Raw genomic sequence first — 20,213 nt, forward strand, 5'->3', positions numbered from 1 at the left:
TGCATATACAGCTACCGGTGTTTTAACTATTTATGATAACGAATCAGCTTCATAGCACTTTACTTAGTTTAATGTTATTAACGACTTACAAAGGGAGTTGTTTTAATTTATTTTTACACAGTAAATACGCGCACTGTGTTTATATACAGCGCGTAGGTGTTGAGTTAGAATACAGGCAGTACCTATGAGCATATATCACACCTATTTGTTACTGCTTTTAATTAGCCTTACGCCTTTGTGATCAGCAGTAATCAGTGCAAGCACTTTGCAATTTCAATATAGTTTCACCATCTTTATATACTCTTAATGCAATTAATATAAGTTAGCTGGTGGCTTTACAGAAAGAACACATCATACTAAATGTTATTATAATGCTAAACTTAGCAATAGAGTCAAATTAGAAAAAAGTAATCAGGAAAGTAGTGCAAATAAAGCGGGAGGTTTAGATAAAAAAAGAGCATTTATAAAAATGCTCTTTTGTAAGTTACGACTACTTTGCTTTGGTCGGTTTAAAAAACAATACCAGTGCAATTATAAATGCTGAAACGCTACAAATTATAAATACGTTTTTCTCTACACCAGGTATATATTCCATAAATGAGGTAAAAAACTGACCCGAGAATACAGCCATCGTAAAGTACGATAAGTTACGGCCGCGTACTTTCACATCGCTGAGCTCTACCGTCATATGGTTTAAAAGCGGAATACTAAAACCAAATCCTATACCTATTAATATTGCGCCTAAAACTAAAAGTAGGGTGCTTGCTTGTGTAAAACAAATATACGATAAAGCAAAGGCTAAAAAGGCTAATGCTAACACCTTAGGCTCACCAAATTTCTTTGTTATTTTAGGCATAAAGCCTGCAGTAACTACAGCCACTAAAGATATAAATGCGAGTAGTTGGCCTATTTGTGACTCGTTAAAGTTTTGCTGGTTCATTGTAATGGGCAGTAAAACGGTTGATGTAAAAAATATGGTCATCGCAAGTGTTGAAATTACATAAACGCTTTTTAACGAGAGGCCATTGTTAGCTTTTTGGTGTAGATGTTCTGGCGCTTCATCGTTATTACTAACCAGTGAGTTTTTACTTGGCACAAACAATAAAAGCATGGCTAAAAATACCCAGGCAATTAAATAAAGCGCGAGCGGTAAACCCCAAAACAGTGAAGCTAAATAACCACCTAAAAATAAAAATATTACTCCGCCAAGTTCTATTGCCATGCCTTGTTTGGCTATCATGCCTAAGCGAGCTTCACCTTTGTACCAAGTAGAAATTAATACAGTGCAGCCAGCCATCACTATGGCCGTTACACCACCAAGAATAAATCGGTTAATAAATACAAGTGTTGGACCATATAAAAAATAGCCGCTGGCACCTACAAAGCCATATAAAAATAATCCAATTATTAAAAGTTTATACGCGCCATATTTATCTATTAACCGACCGGCAATTGGCGCAAATACAACAGCACCTAAAGAAGGTAATGTAATTAAAAGTACAGTGTTATTAGTTATACCTAAACCGTTTGAAATGCTAACTAAGCCTGGCGCTAAAAGAGTGCCAACCATAATGGTTAAGCTGGCTATACATAACAACGTAAAGCTACCGGCCGCTTTGAGTGAATTCATCGTTTCTCCAATTAATGTAAAAATTAAGCTTTTTTAGCAAGGGCATTAAAAATCCCGCTAATAACTATAAAAATAATACTTATGGCAATTACGCCATCCCATTTGTATAAATCAAATGCTTTTACACCTGCTGCAGAGCCAACGGCTCCGCCTATGTAATAACCGAGCATATAAATGCCGTTTATTCTGCTTTGTGCGCTTGGATCTATACTAAAAACACGCACTTGGTTAGCCACTTGCGCACTAAATATGGCAAAGTCGATTAAAATAATACCAATAACCAACGACGCTAAACTGCCATTAAACAAACCTGTAATAGCAAAGCCGATTGCCGCAAGCGTAAGTGCAATCATAATTAGAGCTTTAGACCCTAGTTTGCTGACCCATTTACCCGATGACTTAGCGCCTATTACGCCAGCCAATGCTATTACACCAAATAAACCAGCTTGTTGAGCGTTGTAGTTAAATGGCTCATCACTAACATAAATTGCAAGTGTTGCCCAAAGCACATTAAATGATGCAAACCAAAATGCGCCCGAAAGTGTAAAATGCTGCAGTGATTTATGTTTAATAAACAACGCCAACGTACTTTTAATGAGAGGCCAATAACGCAAATTAGTGTGTGGCTTATTGCTAGGTAAAAACACGCGCAGTAATATACCAAATAATGCTGCGAGTACTGCCGACATTAAAAATACACTTCGCCAACCAAATTGCTCACCTACAAATCCACTTAACGTTCTTGAAAGTAAAATACCGATAGTTAAGCCCATCATTAATGTGCCTAACGTGGCACCTTTTTGCTCGCTCGATACAAGCGATGCTGCAAAGGGTATTAATTGCTGGGTTATATTGGCGCTTACACCAATTAAAAATACCGATATAAGTAATAAAGGTAAGTTAGGTGCAAGCATTGCTGCACTACAAGCCACTACTAATAAGCTCGACAAAATAGTAATTAAACGCCTGCGAGCAATCGAGTCACCCAAAGGAGAAATAAATGATAACGCAAACGCGTAACCAATTTGTGTAAGCGCGGGAATACTCCCAAGCTGTGAATCAGTTAAATTAAATTCGTTCGCTATAAGCGGTAAAATAGGCTGGTTGTAGTATAAGTTTGCTGCTGTTTCGGCAATTGCAGTGGTCATTAGTAATAAAATAAATCGACTTAATGACTGATTTTGTTTGGGTTTGGTCATAGCTGTCTAGTGTTGTTAACTCATGCCGCTATGGTATGAGTTCTTTACCTATAACAAAAATGACATTATTTTATAGAATCTATACAAAAAATGTATTTAAGGTGCGTAATGGATATTAAAACATTAAAAAGTTTTGTCAGCGTGGCTAAGCATCAGAGTTTTTCAGAAGCGGCCAAAGAGCTACACACCGTGCAACCTGCAATAAGTAGGCATATTGCACAGCTCGAAAGCGAGCTTGATGTTGTGCTGTTTATAAGAAATTCACGCGATGTTGCAATAACTCAAGCGGGTGAGCAGCTATTAAAAGATGCACGCGCTATTTTGGCTCTAGCTGACAAAGCTAAAACTCAGGTTAAACGTGCCCACAACGGGCAGGTAGGTACACTTAATATTGCGCACTTAAGCTCGGCATGTTTAGCCTTTATGGCAGCACTGGTTCGAGAATACAAACAGCAATACCCAAGCGTGCACGTTACATTGTTTGAAATGACCGCAACTGAGCAGATACATGCGTTTAAAAATGATTTAATTGATGTGGGTTTTTCACGGCCTTTACCTGATTCGATTAATGATGAATTTGTAAGTCATACTATTTATGTAGATTCATTAGTGGCCATAGTTAATCAAAACCATGCGCTGGCAAATTATAAAAACATTGATTTAGTTAAACTAAAAAATGAGCCATTTATCATTTTTAATAGAGAGGAAGCACTTGGTCTTTTTGATGAAACCATTTTGCAATGCAAACAAGCTCGTTTTTCACCGAACATTATTAGCCAACCTCGACATATGCAAACATTAGTTACCGAAGTGGCTGCAGGCCTTGGTGTGGCAATTGCGCCTTATTGCGTACGTAAATTGTATAGTAAAGGGTGCCATTTTATAAAATTGAGCGATGTATTTACGCAAATTCCGGTGCTATTACAATTTAAAAAAGCAGATACCAATGCGGCTGTTAATGCATTTGTTGAAATAGCCTTAAATGCAAAACCAAGTATTAAAAAAAGTATGGCGGAATAAAAAAGCCCAATTAAAAAAGTCAAAAGGGCTAAAAGGGTTGTGCTTAGGGAAGTTGTAGTCGTTTTTAAACTTATATTTAGAGCTTATATTTAAAACTTATATCTAAAACCAAATGCTATACCGTCGTCTTCCGACTGCTCCATTTGTGCTTGTTGATCGTCGTTATCACTTTCGAAGTCACTAAAGTCCTTACGCGCTTCTATGTAGGCAATAGTAGCTTCGTCAATTAGGTAATGAAGGCCAATAACAGCAAACTGACGCTTAAATACATCGTCTGGGTCGGCGTTAAAGTTTGGCTGAATTACGTAATCATCACCGGCATCAAACACGTTGTAGGCAATAAAAGGGCGAAAATCGTTATCAAAGCGGTAAGATGCAAATGTTTCTACACCGATTGCGTCTTTAATTAAGCGACCGATGTTATCTGTGTCGTGGTTTTTGTTTTTATTTACGTTGGCTGCAACGTATAGGCCGGGCTCATCAATGTTGCCCCACATAATACCTGCACCATAAATTAAATCTTCAACATTGCGAGTAGAACCATCGCCAAACGTTAAATCAAACTCACCACGGTTAACACCTGCTGTAAGTGTTAGCATGTCAGTTGGGGTATAAGTTACAGACGCACCAAATGTGTAATTAAATTCAACTTCTTGGGCTGCACTATCGCCAGAGTTCCAAAGTGCTTCACATTCTTCTTCTGAAATGTCGGTGACGTCACAGGTATAAAATTCGCTGTTTTTAAGCTGCGCCTGTACTGCAAAACTAAAATCGTTATAGCTATTGCGGTACTGCACTAATTTATCTCCACGGCCAGTGCCATTAACAGCGCCATCGTCTTTGTTATAGGTGTAAACACCAGCCGCATTGCCATCCCATACAAAGCTATTATTTGTGCCGTAAACTACGTCGTACCATGCACCCCATTGTTTACCAATGGTAAGTTGGCCATATTTTTCGTGCGAAAGCCCTGCGTAACCTAAACGGTTGTATAAAAACTCATCCTGGATAGACTCAAAACGATTGTTATAAATAATATCGCTGCTGCCAACAGGGTTTACACCCCATTCTACGAGTGCGAGTGCGGTCCAGTCTTTCTTAAGCTTTCGGGTAAATCCAAAGTTAATGCGCGAGGTACCGTTAACAACTTCGGTTTCGTTTTGTGTATTAATTACACGCACATCAAGATATCCACCAACTTCAACAGTATTTTTGTCATCTTTGTATAATTCAACTGCCGAAACAGCGGGTGCGAATACAATACTTGCGCTAATAAGCGTCGCTAATTTTTTGCTCATCTTGTGTGTTGCCCTGTGTAAATTGGTCAATTTTTTACGTAGGTAAAAATTCAGATTCGAAGACTAACAAAGCAATAAACGGCTCAAAAGTGAAAAATACTCAATAAAATTAATCGTTAAACTTAACGGATATTCACTAAAGGTTAATTTTGTTTTTCAGGTGTTGCAAAAGTTTATGTTTTTAATGATTTGATAGGTAAATAGGATGAGAAATTAGCGATGTATAAAAATTGTAATTTGAATTAATTTCATCTTGGTTAAAAAGTAGTAACTAGTGTAAAAGCTCTAAAAGTTTTTTATTTTCATAAATATAACTTTTTATTATTATAGGGTGAACAAAAATGAGTTAAGTAGACACACAAATACGTTAAAAGTGTTTTTACTCTAATTTGTATCGTAATTTCTAATCTCTTATGCCCGTTTATAAAACATACTTTATGGATTTTAATTAGAATAAGCTGAATAAAAATTAACGAAACCATTAAATCTAATCCGTTATTTTTACTACTAACTACATAGCCATAATAAATGGCTAAAACGCAGTGGTTTGCTTTTAAACTTTCATAGAAAAACAGGCCATTTTGGTTTAAACTGCGCGCAATTTAAATACATCATTACTCCTTTGGAGGGTAGCGCTATTATTAGTACAGCTAATGTCACCATGCAATTTGGTGCTAAACCATTATTTGAAAATATCTCAGCAAAATTTGGCGATGGTAACCGTTACGGTTTAATCGGTGCAAATGGTTGTGGTAAATCAACATTTATGAAAATTTTAAGTGGTGAGCTCGAAGCGTCTGCAGGTAATGTAAGTACTGATCCTAACGAACGCGTTGCTAAACTTAACCAAGATCAGTTTGCCTACGAAGAATACTCAGTAATCGATACCGTGATTATGGGCCACAAAGAGTTGTGGGAAATTAAACAAGAACGAGACCGTATTTACTCTTTACCTGAAATGAGTGAAGAAGACGGTATGAAAGTAGCCGATCTTGAAACTGAATTTGCTGAAATGGATGGTTACTCTGCAGAATCTAAAGCAGGTGAGCTTTTATTAGGTGTAGGTATTGGCACTGACCAACACTTTGGCCCAATGTCAGAAATTGCACCGGGTTTTAAGCTGCGCGTGCTACTTGCACAGGTATTATTTTCAGACCCAGACATTATGCTACTTGATGAGCCTACTAATAACTTGGATATTTACACCATCAAGTGGTTAGAAGACGTGTTAAATCAGCGCGACTGTACCATGATAATCATCTCGCATGACCGTCACTTTTTAAACTCTGTGTGTACACACATGGCCGACATTGACTACGGCGAGCTTCGTATTTACCCAGGTAATTATGACGAATACATGTTTGCAGCAACGCAAGCACGTGAGCAATTACTTAACGAAAACGCGAAAAAGAAAAACCAAATTGCTGAACTTCAACAGTTTGTATCTCGTTTCTCTGCTAATGCATCTAAAGCTAAGCAAGCAACATCGCGTGCTAAACGTATCGACAAAATCCAATTAGACGAAGTTAAAGCATCTTCACGCCAAACGCCGTTTATCCGTTTTGATCAAGAAAAGCAGTTATTCAGAAACGCACTTGAAATGACAAACTTAACACAAGGTTTTGACGACAATACGTTGTTTTCTGGACTTGAAGGTTTAGTAGAAGTTGGCGAACGTATTGCTATTATTGGTGAAAATGGTGTTGGTAAAACAACATTACTTAATACATTAGCAGGGCGCCTAGCACCTAAAGCTGGTGAGTTTAAGTTCTCAGAAAACGCGAATATTGGTTACTACGCGCAAGATCACGCTGATGAGTTTGCCACCGACATGAACTTGTTTCAGTGGATGGAGCAATGGCAACAAGAAGGCGACGACGAGCAAGTGGTTCGTAGCTTCTTAGGCCGTATGTTATTCTCTCAAAACGATATTAAAAAATCAGTTAAAGTAATTTCAGGTGGTGAGCAAGGCCGCATGTTGTTTGGTAAAATTATGATGCATAAGCCAAACATATTGTTAATGGATGAGCCAACTAACCACATGGATATGGAATCAATTGAAGCGCTTAACTTAGCCCTTGAAGCTTACGAGGGTACATTGATGTTTGTTTCCCACGACCGTCAGTTTGTATCATCGGTTGCAACCCGTATTTGGGAAATTAAAGACGGTAAAGTTATCGACTTTAGAGGCAACTACGCCGAATACTTAGCGAGTAAAGAAGCTTAATTAGCTATTTACCCGTTAACTCAAAAAAGCCATGTTTAAACATGGCTTTTTTGTTTTTGTGAGTCGCAATTAAACTTGGTTTGGGTATAATACCCGCCTAAAACCGGACATAAGTCCGCTATTTTTAAAATACATTACTGAGGAGTATTTATGACTGTTGGCATTATTATGGGTTCAAAATCAGATTGGCCAACCATGGAACATGCAGCACTTATGCTAGAGCATTTTGGCATTAAGTACGAAACCAAAGTCGTGTCTGCACACCGCACTCCTCAATTACTTGCTGATTACGCAAGTTCAGCCGCAGAACGTGGTATTAAAGTTATTATTGCTGGTGCTGGCGGCGCAGCGCATTTACCTGGTATGGCGGCTGCTTTTACGTCGCTTCCTGTACTTGGTGTACCTGTAAAATCAAAAGCATTAAATGGTGTTGATTCACTTTTATCTATTTGCCAAATGCCTAAAGGCGTTGCAGTAGGTACGCTTGCAATTGGTGAGCCGGGCGCAGCAAACGCGGGTTTATTAGCTGCACAAATTTTAGGATGTCAAAATCCAGAAATTTTTGCAAAAATTGAAGCGTTTCGTAAAGCTCAAACCGACACTATATTAGCTAATCCAAACCCTGCAGAGTAATAATGAATATTTTAATATTAGGTGCAGGGCAACTTGCACGTATGATGAGCCTTGCAGGAGCGCCGCTTAATTTAAACGTTGTTGCGTACGATGTAGGCAGTAAACAAATTATGCACCCGCTAACCGGTGAGGTTTATAACACGTCGCTTGAGCAAGCAATATCAAACGCTGATGCCATTACTGCCGAGTTTGAGCACATTCCTGATGATGTTTTAACCCTTTGCTGTAACAGTAATAAGTTTTACCCAGGTAAAGCCGCTATTAAAACCGGTGGCGATCGCTCGCTTGAAAAGGCATTGCTTGATAAAACAAACGTAACTTGTGCGCCGTACCAATTAATTACTGAAAAAGCGCATTTAGAACTTGCCGTTAAAACTCTAGGTAAACCACTTGTAATTAAAACATGCCAAGCGGGTTACGACGGAAAAGGCCAATGGCGTTTAAAATCGGATGATCAAATAGACGAGATTTGGTCACAAATGGCTGATTTTATTGCATCGGGCACCGAGCTTGCGCCACATACAATTATTGCTGAAAAAATGATTCCGTTTGATCGTGAAGTATCTATTATTGGTGCGCGCGACAAACACGGTAATGTTGCTATTTATCCGCTAACAGAAAACGAGCACACAAATGGTGTATTAACGCTTTCTATTGCCGGTAAAAATAATCAAAGTGTTGAAGCTCAAGCAAACGATGCATTTACAAAAATAGCAAACGAGCTTAACTACGTTGGCGTATTAGCAATTGAGTTTTTTGATGTAAGAGGCACGTTACTCGTTAACGAAATTGCACCGCGTGTACATAACTCAGGCCACTGGACGCAACAAGGCTGCCATTGCTCACAGTTTGAAAACCACATGCGTGCTGTTGCAGGTTTGCCGCTTGGTAATACAGAGCTTAAACACATTACCGCGATGATAAACGTATTAGGCCAACCAAGTATTCCAAGTGAAGTATTAAAAACGGTTGATGTAACGAGCCATTGGTACGGTAAAACAGCTAAGCCAGGTCGTAAAATGGGCCATATTAATGTATCAGCTGTTAATATGAGTGAGCTTGCGGACAAACTTGGTGAACTTACAGAGTACCTACCAGAGCAAGATTATCCTGGTATTTTAAAAGCAGCTGCCAATTTAGTGCTCAGTGAATAGTTATCATACCTTTATATAAATACCGGCTTAAGCCGGTATTTTTTTGTCATAAAAATGGGCTTTGAATATGTAATACTGTTAAAGTCTAATTTTAAATTTGTGAAGTAAAACAATGAAACTAAAAACAATATCTGGTGTGCTAGCCATTACTGCATTATTTAGCTTAAATACATTTGCATCGGAATCTCTTCGTGTTGCAACTTTTAATGTAAGTATGGATGCAACTAATCACACGCCTAAAGGTGAGCAAGTTAAAAGTGATGCTTTAGTTAATGCACTTAAAGCTAACCACCAGCAAATTAAGAACATAGCGGAAATTATTCAGCGTGTTCGCCCTGATATTATTTTACTTAACGAATTTGATTACATCCCAAAAGAGCAAGGCATTGAATACTTTAATCAGCATTATTTAAATGTAGGTCAGCAAAAACAAGCCGCTATTAACTACCCTTACTCTTATATTGCACCAGTAAATACAGGCCTAGCTACCGAGTTTGATTTAGATAACGATGGCAATAAAAATGGCGTGATGGGCGATGCACAAGGCTTTGGCTTTTTTGAAGGGCATTATGGTATGGCTATTTTGTCAAAATACCCAATTAATTTTGATAAAGTAAGAACCCTTCAAACCTTTAAATATAAAGACATGCCAAATGCACAAATGCCTGTGATGCCTAAAACAGGTGAAAACTGGTATAACGCACAAGAATGGCAAGCACTTAGACTCAGTTCTAAATCGTTTTGGGATTTACCTATTAGCGTAAATGATAAAACAATTCATGTTATTGCATCTCACCCAACACCGCCTGTATTTGACGGTGAAGAGGATAGAAACGGCAAGCGTAACCACGATGAAGTAAGATTAATTGCCGATTACGTTTCAAATGCTAAGTATATTTATGACGATAAAGGCGAAAAGGGCGGTTTAAAAGTTCACTCTCGTTTTGTTATTTTAGGCGATTTAAATGCAGCCCCTGAGGGGGACAAAGCCCGTACAAATACCACCGACCAATTACTTAAAAACCCACTTATCAACGCAAGCTTTGTTCCAAAAAGCGAAGGTGCTAAAGAGCAGTATGATGTGCCATATGCACAAAATTACAGTGCTAATTGGCAAGCCCGTGTTGATTACGTTTTACCATCAAACTATGGTTTAAAAATTAAGGACGGTGGTGTGTTTTGGCCTACTAAAATGAGTAGTGAGTATCGCTTAATTAAAGATAGAAACGCATCGAGCGATCACCGCATGGTTTGGCTTGATTTGGTAATTGAATAACGCCTGTTAACAAGAGAAGCGCTAGTAAACTGAGCTTTACCCTGTTTAATGGCTATTTATCTTAAAAAATTGCAATAACTTAAGTGCTTCTGCTTAAATACGGCTTAATTATAATAACCGTATAGAAGCACTATGATTTTTAATCTTTCTTCATCTAAAACGTTAGTGGCCTTAGCTGTTGCCTCAAGTGTTATGCTTGCAGGTTGTAGCGCTACCGCTAACACCTCTTCAACACAGCAAAGTGCATTACCAGCAACTAAAATTGCTGCGGTTGTAAACACGCCAGCAGATATCGGCTCACAAAAAATAACGCTAGAACAAGCAATGGCCGATCCGGATTGGATGGGTAATCAGCCAGAGGGTGCTTACTGGGCGAGCGATTCGTCTACTATTATTTATGCTCAAAAAGAGCAGGGTAATACACTACGCGATTTATTTAGCCAATCGGTTACTAGCCAAACAGCAGAGCAAGTAGCTCTTAATAAACTTCATACTGTGGGTTCAAATAAAGCCGTTTATTCTAAAAATAAAACAATGGCGGCCTACACATTTAAAGGCAATGTATTTGTTAAAAACCTAAAAACCGGCGAACTTAAACAAATTACAGCTACATCAGCGGGCGAGTCAAAGCCACAATTTTTAAATAATGGCGATTTAGTTTACCGCCAAGGCAATGTATTTTTTAAAGTTGATTTAAAAACAGGCTTAACGAGCGAGCTTGCTAACTTAAAACTTGCTGATGAGCCAAAAGGTATTGAAGAGCCAAGCACGTATATTGCTAAAGAGCAGCATAAATTGATTAAATTTGTGGCGCTTCAACAAAAAAATAAAAAAGATAAGCAAGCACGCAGTGAGCAAATTAATGAACAAAACGATTCAATTGCTAACACAGCTTATTACTTAGGCGAAGGAAATACCGTTGCAGAAGCGCAGCTTTCGCCAAATGGTGATGCGCTGTTAGTCGTTGTACAAAAGCAAACAGACTGGCGTGGTGATGGCGATATTATGCCTAACTACATTACAAATGACGCCACTATAGAACCTAAAAAAGCACGCCGCCGTGTAGCCGACGCTAAAGAAGAAACCTCAAAGCTTGTCTACATCAATTTAACTAACAAAGAGCAAACATCACTTAGCTTTAATACCTTACCGGGCTTTGACGAAGATGTTTTAGCCGCAGTTAAAAAAGAAAATTATGCACGTGATGGTAAAACATATAAGTCTAAAAAGGCACCTCGTGGTATTAACCTTATTATGGACTGGGGTTTTGAGCAAAGCCCAATAGTATGGAACGATGACGGCTCGCAAGTGGCTATCATGCTCGAAGCATGGGACAACAAAGACCGTTGGCTTGCTACTGTAGATTTTAAAAACAACAAACTTGTGTCGCAACATCGCCTGCATGACGACGCATGGATTGCTTATGCGTTTAACGACTTTGGGTGGTTACATAACTCGAACACGCTTTATTACCTATCGGAAGAGTCGGGTTACAGCCAGCTTTATAAAAAACCAGTTAATGGTAGTGCAACCGCGCTAACACAAGGCCAATTTGAGGTTTCTAACTTAACGCTTACAAGTGACGACAGCGCAATTTATTATAAAGCGAATGTTGAACACCCAGGTCTGTACGAAATTTACCGCGTTAACCCGCAAACTGGTAAGAGTGAGCAAGTTACTGACTTAAACGGCATGACCGATTACACGTTGAGCCCAGATGAAACTAAGTTACTCCTTAAGCACTCTACAATTACGATGCCTAATGAGCTTTATGTAGCTGACGCACAAGCCAATACAAAAGCAACGCGATTAACTCATACAGTGTCGGATGAGTTTTTAGCTAAAAAGCTAACTGCACCTAAAATTGTTGCTGTGCCATCGAGCCATACCGAACAACCAATATACGCAAAAGTGTACTACCCAGCTGATTACGTAGAAGGTGAAGTAGGTAAAAATCGCAAAGCAGTTATTTTTAACCACGGCGCGGGTTACTTACAAAACTCACATATGGGATTTTCGGTTTATTTTCGTGAATTTATGTTTCATTCATTGCTCGCTGATGAAGGTTACATAGTAATGGATATGGATTACCGCGCATCTAAAGGTTACGGGCGTGATTGGCGCACCGCAATTTATCGTCAAATGGGAACGCCTGAAACACAAGATTTAGCCGATGGCGTTAAATGGATGGCGCAAAATGCCAACGTTGATACCAAAGCAGTCGGCACTTATGGTGGCTCTTACGGCGGCTTTATGACCTTTATGGCATTGTTTACCGCGCCTGAGTTGTTTCAATCGGGTGCGGCACTTAGACCTGTTACCGATTGGGCACATTACAATACAGGTTATACAGCTAATATATTAAACCATCCTGATGTTGACCCGATTGCGTATGAGCGCAGCTCGCCAATTTATTACGCTGAGGGCTTAAACAAACGTTTATTAATTAATGCCCCAATGGTTGACGATAACGTGTTTTTTCAAGACTCAGTGCGTTTAGTACAGCGCTTAATAGAGCTTGAAAAACAAAACTTTGAAACAGCTATATTCCCTGTTGAACCGCATGGCTTTGTACAGCCTTCAAGCTGGTTAGACGAATACCGCCGTATTCATAAATTATTTAAAGAAACGCTTTAAGCTTTAATTATAAAAACAAAAACGCCGCATTGGTTTAGTTAACTAATGCGGCGTTTTTATTGGGTTGAACAAAATCTAACTTTATTTTTTCTTTTTAAAGAGCTCTATAACCAGTGGTATGGCAAGCAGAGTCCCGCCAATTACACCAATTAAATGTGCATCAATAGCCACAGTGGAGTTAATAAGCTTTCCTATATCAGCATTAGGGCCGCTAAATTGCTCAAACGCTATTTTAATCCATACGCCTATAAATAATAAATACCCCGACTTAAGCCCTACAGTTATATCTTTAACTGCCCCCCAAATAATTACGCCATGCAGCAGAGCACTTAATCCGGTATAAATATGTATGCTTGGGCAAAACCAATACACGCCAAGTCCACACCACAGTGCCAGCGCACTTATATTAACGGCGTAACGAGTAGGTGATGTGTATTCGCCATGTAGTAACCATATTAGTAAAACACCACTGGCATTTAGTCCCAAATGAGCCCAATTAGCATGAACAAATTGGCTAGAAAAGATTCGCCACAGTTCGCCATCATCAATTAGGCTTCGGTTAAATTCAAGTAAACTATTTAAATCAAATGCAGCAAAAATGGTACTAAAAAGCAGCAAAATAATAGGCGGTAATATATAACGAGGTTGAATAGGTAAATTAAGCATTTTATTATATTTTTTTAGTCAAAATTTTTGCATATTGTGCCCGTTTAACTTTAAGATGCCAAATACAACTACGTAATTAAGTGTTTTTAGTATTTTTATGCATTTTAAACTTAACTCATTATTTGCCATTGGACTGTGCGCAGTATCACTGCCTTCATTTGCACAGCAAGCAACTCAAATTGAAACTCGCGAACCTGAAGCTGCTACCGGATTAATCCATAAAAAAGTGGTGCAAGGTGATAAATACATGGTAGCTGCGGCAAATCCATATGCCTCAAAAGCCGGTCAACAAATTTTAGCCCAAGGCGGCAGTGCCGTAGATGCTGCGATTGCTACTCAACTAGTGCTTACCTTAGTTGAACCGCAATCCTCTGGTATTGGCGGTGGTACATTTATGATGTATTACAACAAAGCTAACAATAAATTGACTAGTTTTGATGGCCGCGAAACCGCACCTGCAAATGCAGACGAAACGCTGTTTTTAGATAAACACGGTAAAGCCGTTAAATGGATTGAAGCCGTAGTAGGTGGACGCTCTGTTGGTGTACCCGGTATTTTACATGCCTTTGCAAGCGCACATAAACAATACGGTACATTACCGTGGGAAGCGCTTTTTAAACCTGCTATTGAACTTGCAGAGCAAGGCTTTGTAGTTTCGCCGCGTTTACATGGCTTATTAGCCCGCCAGTTAAACCCAGGCGTGTTGAGCATGCCAATTATTAACGAATACTTTTACCCAAATGGTAAATTAATTGAAGTGGGTAGTGTTAAAAAGAATCAACCACTTGCTGATTTGTACAAAGACATTGCAAAGCAGGGCATTGATGCATTTTACAAAGGCGAAAATGCAAAACAAATGGTTAATGCGGTACAACACTCTAAAATTGCCCCTGGTAAATTAAGCGTACAAGATTTAGCAGATTATAAAAGTAAAGAGCGCGATGCGGTATGTATTCAATACCGTGCTTATAACGTGTGTTCTATGGCACCACCAAGTAGTGGCGGCGTAGCAGTACTGCAAATGCTTGGCTTGCTTGAACATAAAGATATGAGCGCACTTAAGCCAAATGGCGAAAAGGCGATTCATTACTTTAGCCAAGCTTCGCGTATTGCATTTGCCGATCGCGATATGTACATGGGCGATCCCGATTTTACTCAAGTACCTACACAAGAGCTCTTAAACAAAGATTATATTGCCTCACGCGCTAAATTAATTACCGAAACAGACCAAAAAGCCGTAGCAGGTAATCCTGTAGAGTACTTAAGTTATGCAATGGATGATTCATACGAGTTACCTTCTACCTCACATGTATCTATTGTAGATAGTAAAGGTAATGCCGTTTCGATGACCAGTTCAATTGAAATGGCGTTTGGCTCTACGGTTATGGTTAATGGCTTTATTTTAAATAACCAACTAACTGACTTTTCGTTATCGCCACGTAAAAACGGCAAGCTTGTAGCAAACCGTGTAGAGGCTGGTAAACGCCCGCGTAGCTCTATGTCACCGGTAATGGTATTTAATAAAGATGGTAGCTTACGCTTAATCGTAGGCTCACCTGGTGGTAGCCGTATCATCGATTACGTTGCACAAGTTGTTGTGGGTGTTATTGACTGGAATTTATCAGCGCAAGACGCCATTAACTTACCGCGTACAACAAATCGTAACGATTACACCAGCCTTGAAAAAGGCACAGACATAGAAGCCATTGCGCCTGCGCTTACTAAACGCGGCCACAATGTACGTATTATTGATTTAAACTCAGGCTTACACGCAGTTGAAGTTAAAAATAATACCTTATATGGTGGCGCTGATCCGCGCCGTGAAGGTGTTGCGTTATCTGATTTAACTGATAATAACGCCACTATCAAATTTTAAATTATGTATAATATGCATGCGGGCAGTGAAGCCCGCATGTATTTTCTCTCAATGGTCTGACTAGCTTAATTGTCGTTGCAATTAAACCTCTAACACTGATAATGACAGATCATAACTTAAGACTCCGTTAAAGCCTGGAAATATGACAACTAATACTGATCCTAACTACTTATATATTCATCATTCTGGCCCTGGCCTAATTGAAACACCGCTATTAAATAAAGGCAGCGCCTTTAGTAAAAAAGAACGCGAAAATTTCAATCTTGCTGGTTTACTTCCTCCTCGCTTTGAAACAATAGAAGAGCAAGTTGAGCGTTGTTATCAGCAGTATTCTAGCTTTACCGACAACCTTAATAAGCATATTTACTTACGAGCGATTCAAGATAACAACGAAACACTTTACTACCGTTTAGTGCGTGACCACCTTGAAGAAATGATGCCAATCATTTACACACCGACAGTGGGCGATGCTTGTGAAAAATTCTCTGACATTTATCGCAGCGCACGTGGTTTATTTATTTCGTATGAAGATCGCTACCAAATTGACGACATTTTACGCAACGCTACCAAAGGTAAAGTAAAAGTTATTGTTGTAACCGATGGCGAGCGTATTTTAGGCCTTGGCGATCAGGGTATTGGTGGCATGGGTATTCCAATTGGTAAATTGTCACTTTACACAGCGTGTGGTGGTATAAGCCCAGCATACACATTGCCTGTAATGCTTGATGTGGGTACTAATAACGAAAAGCTTTTAAACGATCCTATGTACATGGGCGCACGCCATAAGCGAATTGCTCAAGACGAATACGATGAGTTTTTAGATTTATTCATTAAAGCGGTTAAACGTCGCTGGCCAAATGTATTACTTCAGTTTGAAGATTTTGCACAGCCAAATGCAATGCCATTACTTAAGCGCTACCGCAATGAAATTTGTAGCTTTAACGATGACATTCAAGGTACTGCGGCTGTAACGGTCGGTTCTTTACTTGCTGCGTGTCGTGTTAAAAATTCAACCCTAAGCCAGCAAAAAGTAGTTTTTGTGGGTGCAGGCTCTGCTGGTTGTGGTATTGCTGAGCAAATTATTAGCCAAATGGTTTTTGAAGGTATTTCAGAAGCACAAGCGCGTAGCCAAGTATTTATGGTTGACCGTTTTGGTTTGCTTAGTGAGGGTATGGAAGGCTTACGCGATTTCCAACAAGCACTTGCACAACCTACAGGCTCGTTAAGTGATTGGACATACAGCGGCGAGTACGCATCACTGCTTGATGTTATGCACTGTGCTGAGCCTGACATTTTGATTGGTGTTTCTGGTCAACCTGGCTTATTTACAGAACAAGTAATACGCGCTATGCATGCCGGTTGTGAACAGCCAATTATTTTCCCATTAAGTAATCCATCTAAGCAAGTAGAAGCGCATCCTGCTGATGTGATTAAGTGGACTGACGGTAAAGCACTTGTTGCCACAGGTAGCCCATTTGATCCTGTTGAGTACAATGGCGAGATGTTCCCAATCCCACAATGTAACAACAGTTATATTTTCCCGGGTATTGGTTTAGGTGTTATTGCCGCTAAAGCGACACGCATTACAGATGCAATGTTAAGTGTATCTAGCGAAATGCTTGCAGAGTCGTCGCCGCGTGCAAACACAGGTAAAGGTAGTTTATTACCAGCCTTGACTGAAATTGAAACGCTAAGTAAACGTATTGCATTTGCCATCGCTAAAAAAGCAATCGAAGAGGGCGTTGCTCTTGAGATTACGGATGATGCATTATGGGCAGCAATCGACAAAAATTACTGGTTACCAAAATACCGTAACTATAAACGTTGTAGTGTTTAATTAGGTTTATAAGTAATTAAAAGTAAATGGCGTAATAGCATTAGTTACAACGCTTAACAAAAAACAGGCAATTGCCTGTTTTTTTGTGCTTGTTCATATTTAATTAACCACGTAAGGTCTTTAATAGCATTTACAAAATTAAAGGATCGACTCAATGAAAACACTGACTCTTGTTTTAGGTAGTGCACTGGCTTTTAACGTACTTAGTTTTGATGCACTGGCGGCTGCAACTCCCGATGCTCCTCATATTTATGTTAAGGGCGAAGCGACTCTTACCACAATGCCAGATTACGTGCAGCTTAGCGTAGGTATTACCGAAGTTGATAAAGACTTAATTGCTGCTAAAAATAAAACCGACTTGACCATCGCTAAAGCAATTAAGCTCGTAAAAGAAATTGGTGTTAAAGAGGGAGATATAAACGCCGGGCAAATCTCAATAAACCGTGATAGCCAATATAACCGCACTACCGGTAATCAAGAATTTAAAGGCTTTAAGGTTTCTCGTACATTAACTGTAAAACTTAGCGATATAAATAAATACCCTGAATTACTACAAAGCTTAGTTAACAACGGTATTAACGAAATTAATCAAACGCAATTTTTAGCAAGTAACTACAACGAGCTGCACAAAAAAGCGCAAAAGTTAGCAATTAAAGATGCACGGGATGCAGCAAAAGAATTTAGTGAAGATTATGGCGTTGATTTAAAAGCATTGTACAGCGCATCACTGAGTCCACTCAATGTTCAGTCGCAGCCTTATATGCGCGCAGAAAAAGTAATGATGGCTGATAGCGCACCAAGTAACTATGTACCTGATGCCTACCATGCTGGAGAGATTAAAGTAACGGCTTCAAGCTATGCCGTGTACTACATAGATTAAATTTATTTTTGGTGGTGCTCAAAACGTGCCACCAACTTCTCACCTTGCTCTTGGCTAATGCGCGCTATTGAGTTGAGCATATTAGTCACTTCGCGTCTGTCGTATTCATTAGTTACATGCTCGTTTATGTCATCAACAATTGCATTTAAGTAATTAAATAAACTGTTTCGTGCATCGGTATCTTTATGGGCAATAAACAAAATGTTTTTAAATGCCTCAAGCACATTTGTCATTACGTATGCATCGCCTTTGGCGTAATTACGCAGCGGTGTAAAGTTGTCATGTAATAACTCATCAAAGCTTGTTTCATGAAGGTATAGTAATGGTCCATTATCACTGTGCTCAAACGAGTAGTTAATATCGTTAATTGACAGCCGTTGAATAAGTAAAATACTCAGCATATCAATTGATTTAACCGCAGTACCGGGATCGTTGATACCTGGACTCATTGCCTTAACTGCAATTTCTGATATTTGGGTTAATCCATAACGGTAATGATCGCTAATGTACTCTTCTATATAAAAAATAAAGCAGTCGAGAATTTTATTAATCAGCTCTTCATCGTTTGCTATCTCTTTATTACATTTTAAAAACGGGTAACCTTTAACTGTAAAATAGCCTTGGTTTACAGATATATAGACCTTTATATCTTGCTCAGCCAAAATGGCACACAGCTTATCGGTATGTACGCCTTTATAATATCCTTCTGTTTTACTGCTAACCGAATGCCATTTGCTAAAGTCTGGAAAGTCCTCAACTGGGTTCTCTTGTTGTCTTTGTATTATTGTTTTAATTTCGTTTTTAGTTTGGCTAAACAAGCCATTTAACACGTTATCAACTTGAATAGCACGTGAGATTGAGTGTATAAAAAATACAAACAAACCTAATGAAATCAATCCAAAAACAAGTGCAAACAACACACCTATTGAAGGAATTGCCGTACTGCCACCTTCAAGTTTATTAATATTTATAAGCATAATAATGGAGTAAATTATGCTGCCTAAATAAAAGCCCAAAACCATTTGATGTGATTTACGCGTAATAAGCCCAGGCACTACGCGGGGCGATAAACTCGCGCTGGCTGAATTTAAAACCACCATTACCATCGAAAAACTAAACACGGTAAGCGAAATAATACTCCCCGCTAAAGTGCTTAAAATAGTCCGCGCGTTTTCGGCGCTATCTACAAGTACAACCGATATAAACGATTTTAGCTGCTCAACAGGGGCTAAATATTCAACCGACATTGTAATAATGGCAAATACCAAAAAGCCCACTGAAAGCATCGAAGGGTAAAAGCCAATACTGTTAATCATTTCACGGTAACTGTCGGCTACTTTACGAGGTACAAACATAAAATCCTTATGTATTTTCTACTAACTTAATACCTCTAGCTTAGCATAGGCAATTATTAAACTTCTGATAATGCTGCTCAAATTTATGTGTTATTATCACGCCCACAATAATAGAGCGCATATTTATGCGATAAAAATAACAGGAAAACGCCGTGATCATTTCAACTTATGCTGCATTACTCGCATTCTTTTACATTTATTTAAGCTTTAACGTAATAAAAGTGCGCCGTGCGGAGCAAATATCGCTTGGTGATAACGGTAATGCAACGCTGCAACGTGCTGTGCGTGCCCACGCAAATTTTATGGAATACGTGCCATTTGCTTTAATTTTGCTTTTTTTAGCAGAGTACCAAGGGCTTGCTAGCCATTACTGCCATATATTAGGTGGTGCGTTATTAGTAGGGCGTGTGTTTCAAAATTTAGGCATAGTAGAAAAAAGCCTTAAATATCGCCAAATTGGTACTATTACTACATTTTTAGTCATGATTATCAGCGCCTTTGTATTACTAGTAACACGCGGCTAAT

At 39.0% G+C, this 20,213-nt stretch carries 15 protein-coding genes; 10 read left to right on the forward strand and 5 right to left on the reverse strand.

Going from position 1 to position 20,213, the window contains the following annotated elements:
* Positions 1 to 490: 490 nt before the first annotated feature.
* Together H5159_RS02855 and H5159_RS02860 are read right to left on the reverse strand one after the other, a co-directional pair.
* Positions 491 to 1,630, reverse strand: coding sequence for an MFS transporter (locus H5159_RS02855; protein WP_182779681.1), 1,140 nt, complete (start codon positions 1,628 to 1,630; stop codon positions 491 to 493).
* A gap of 23 nt (positions 1,631 to 1,653) precedes the next feature.
* Positions 1,654 to 2,829, reverse strand: a complete 1,176-nt coding sequence (locus tag H5159_RS02860; RefSeq protein ID WP_182779682.1) for an MFS transporter — start codon at positions 2,827 to 2,829, stop codon at positions 1,654 to 1,656.
* A 108-nt stretch (positions 2,830 to 2,937) separates the two neighbouring features.
* On the opposite strand from H5159_RS02860, the gene H5159_RS02865 reads away from it, so the two are divergent.
* Entirely contained in the window at positions 2,938 to 3,849 is a 912-nt protein-coding gene (locus H5159_RS02865; protein ID WP_182695936.1) for a LysR family transcriptional regulator, read from the forward strand.
* Between the two features lie 89 nt (positions 3,850 to 3,938).
* Here the strand turns inward: H5159_RS02865 and H5159_RS02870 are convergent, their stop codons facing one another.
* Positions 3,939 to 5,147: a porin gene (locus H5159_RS02870; RefSeq protein WP_182736389.1), complete on the reverse strand. Its 1,209-nt coding sequence runs from the start codon at positions 5,145 to 5,147 to the stop codon at positions 3,939 to 3,941.
* Positions 5,148 to 5,784: 637 nt separating this feature from the next.
* Between H5159_RS02870 and H5159_RS02875 the strand changes: the two genes are divergently transcribed.
* From H5159_RS02875 to H5159_RS02895, 5 genes are all read left to right on the forward strand, one after another.
* Positions 5,785 to 7,374, forward strand: a complete 1,590-nt coding sequence (locus tag H5159_RS02875) for an ABC-F family ATPase (protein ID WP_138490010.1) — start codon at positions 5,785 to 5,787, stop codon at positions 7,372 to 7,374.
* A gap of 150 nt (positions 7,375 to 7,524) precedes the next feature.
* On the forward strand, positions 7,525 to 8,007 hold the full coding sequence (purE, locus tag H5159_RS02880) for a 5-(carboxyamino)imidazole ribonucleotide mutase (protein WP_002962540.1): 483 nt from the start codon (positions 7,525 to 7,527) through the stop codon (positions 8,005 to 8,007).
* Between the two features lie 2 nt (positions 8,008 to 8,009).
* A complete protein-coding gene (locus H5159_RS02885; RefSeq protein ID WP_182711244.1) occupies positions 8,010 to 9,161 on the forward strand; it encodes a 5-(carboxyamino)imidazole ribonucleotide synthase in 1,152 nt (383 codons plus the stop codon).
* 112 nt (positions 9,162 to 9,273) lie between these two features.
* Positions 9,274 to 10,437 (forward strand): endonuclease/exonuclease/phosphatase family protein, encoded by a 1,164-nt coding sequence (locus H5159_RS02890; protein ID WP_182779683.1) that lies wholly within the window; start codon positions 9,274 to 9,276, stop codon positions 10,435 to 10,437.
* Positions 10,438 to 10,569: 132 nt separating this feature from the next.
* Positions 10,570 to 13,074, forward strand: coding sequence for a prolyl oligopeptidase family serine peptidase (locus H5159_RS02895; protein ID WP_182715487.1), 2,505 nt, complete (start codon positions 10,570 to 10,572; stop codon positions 13,072 to 13,074).
* An 81-nt stretch (positions 13,075 to 13,155) separates the two neighbouring features.
* On the opposite strand, the gene rrtA is transcribed toward H5159_RS02895, so the two are convergent.
* Positions 13,156 to 13,740, reverse strand: coding sequence for a rhombosortase (gene rrtA / locus H5159_RS02900; protein ID WP_182194594.1), 585 nt, complete (start codon positions 13,738 to 13,740; stop codon positions 13,156 to 13,158).
* A 97-nt stretch (positions 13,741 to 13,837) separates the two neighbouring features.
* Here rrtA and ggt point away from each other — a divergent pair, with 97 nt between their 5' ends.
* From ggt to H5159_RS02915, 3 genes are all read left to right on the forward strand, one after another.
* Positions 13,838 to 15,616: a gamma-glutamyltransferase gene (ggt, locus tag H5159_RS02905; protein ID WP_182779684.1), complete on the forward strand. Its 1,779-nt coding sequence runs from the start codon at positions 13,838 to 13,840 to the stop codon at positions 15,614 to 15,616.
* A 142-nt stretch (positions 15,617 to 15,758) separates the two neighbouring features.
* Positions 15,759 to 17,453 (forward strand): NAD-dependent malic enzyme, encoded by a 1,695-nt coding sequence (locus H5159_RS02910; protein ID WP_024604382.1) that lies wholly within the window; start codon positions 15,759 to 15,761, stop codon positions 17,451 to 17,453.
* A gap of 154 nt (positions 17,454 to 17,607) precedes the next feature.
* Positions 17,608 to 18,333: an SIMPL domain-containing protein gene (locus tag H5159_RS02915; RefSeq protein WP_182779685.1), complete on the forward strand. Its 726-nt coding sequence runs from the start codon at positions 17,608 to 17,610 to the stop codon at positions 18,331 to 18,333.
* A gap of 2 nt (positions 18,334 to 18,335) precedes the next feature.
* Here the strand turns inward: H5159_RS02915 and H5159_RS02920 are convergent, their stop codons facing one another.
* On the reverse strand, positions 18,336 to 19,688 hold the full coding sequence (locus H5159_RS02920; RefSeq protein ID WP_182779686.1) for a DUF2254 domain-containing protein: 1,353 nt from the start codon (positions 19,686 to 19,688) through the stop codon (positions 18,336 to 18,338).
* Positions 19,689 to 19,840: 152 nt separating this feature from the next.
* On the opposite strand from H5159_RS02920, the gene H5159_RS02925 reads away from it, so the two are divergent.
* Positions 19,841 to 20,212, forward strand: coding sequence for an MAPEG family protein (locus H5159_RS02925; protein ID WP_002962524.1), 372 nt, complete (start codon positions 19,841 to 19,843; stop codon positions 20,210 to 20,212).
* Position 20,213 lies beyond the last annotated feature (1 nt).

It is taken from the genome of Pseudoalteromonas sp. SG43-1 (genome assembly GCF_014164415.1).
Taxonomy (GTDB): Bacteria; Pseudomonadota; Gammaproteobacteria; order Enterobacterales; family Alteromonadaceae; genus Pseudoalteromonas; species Pseudoalteromonas distincta.

What these genes read in the sequence shown, in the direction of transcription:
- H5159_RS02855 (WP_182779681.1), bottom strand. Translation starts at nt 1,630, where the DNA reads ATGAATTCACTCAAAGCGGCCGGTAGCTTTACGTTGTTATGTATAGCC.
- H5159_RS02890 (WP_182779683.1), top strand. Translation starts at nt 9,274, where the DNA reads ATGAAACTAAAAACAATATCTGGTGTGCTAGCCATTACTGCATTATTT.
- H5159_RS02895 (WP_182715487.1), top strand. Translation starts at nt 10,570, where the DNA reads ATGATTTTTAATCTTTCTTCATCTAAAACGTTAGTGGCCTTAGCTGTT.
- H5159_RS02885 (WP_182711244.1), top strand. Translation starts at nt 8,010, where the DNA reads ATGAATATTTTAATATTAGGTGCAGGGCAACTTGCACGTATGATGAGC.
- purE (WP_002962540.1), top strand. Translation starts at nt 7,525, where the DNA reads ATGACTGTTGGCATTATTATGGGTTCAAAATCAGATTGGCCAACCATG.
- H5159_RS02865 (WP_182695936.1), top strand. Translation starts at nt 2,938, where the DNA reads ATGGATATTAAAACATTAAAAAGTTTTGTCAGCGTGGCTAAGCATCAG.
- ggt (WP_182779684.1), top strand. Translation starts at nt 13,838, where the DNA reads ATGCATTTTAAACTTAACTCATTATTTGCCATTGGACTGTGCGCAGTA.
- rrtA (WP_182194594.1), bottom strand. Translation starts at nt 13,740, where the DNA reads ATGCTTAATTTACCTATTCAACCTCGTTATATATTACCGCCTATTATT.
- H5159_RS02920 (WP_182779686.1), bottom strand. Translation starts at nt 19,688, where the DNA reads ATGTTTGTACCTCGTAAAGTAGCCGACAGTTACCGTGAAATGATTAAC.
- H5159_RS02915 (WP_182779685.1), top strand. Translation starts at nt 17,608, where the DNA reads ATGAAAACACTGACTCTTGTTTTAGGTAGTGCACTGGCTTTTAACGTA.
- H5159_RS02910 (WP_024604382.1), top strand. Translation starts at nt 15,759, where the DNA reads ATGACAACTAATACTGATCCTAACTACTTATATATTCATCATTCTGGC.
- H5159_RS02860 (WP_182779682.1), bottom strand. Translation starts at nt 2,829, where the DNA reads ATGACCAAACCCAAACAAAATCAGTCATTAAGTCGATTTATTTTATTA.
- H5159_RS02870 (WP_182736389.1), bottom strand. Translation starts at nt 5,147, where the DNA reads ATGAGCAAAAAATTAGCGACGCTTATTAGCGCAAGTATTGTATTCGCA.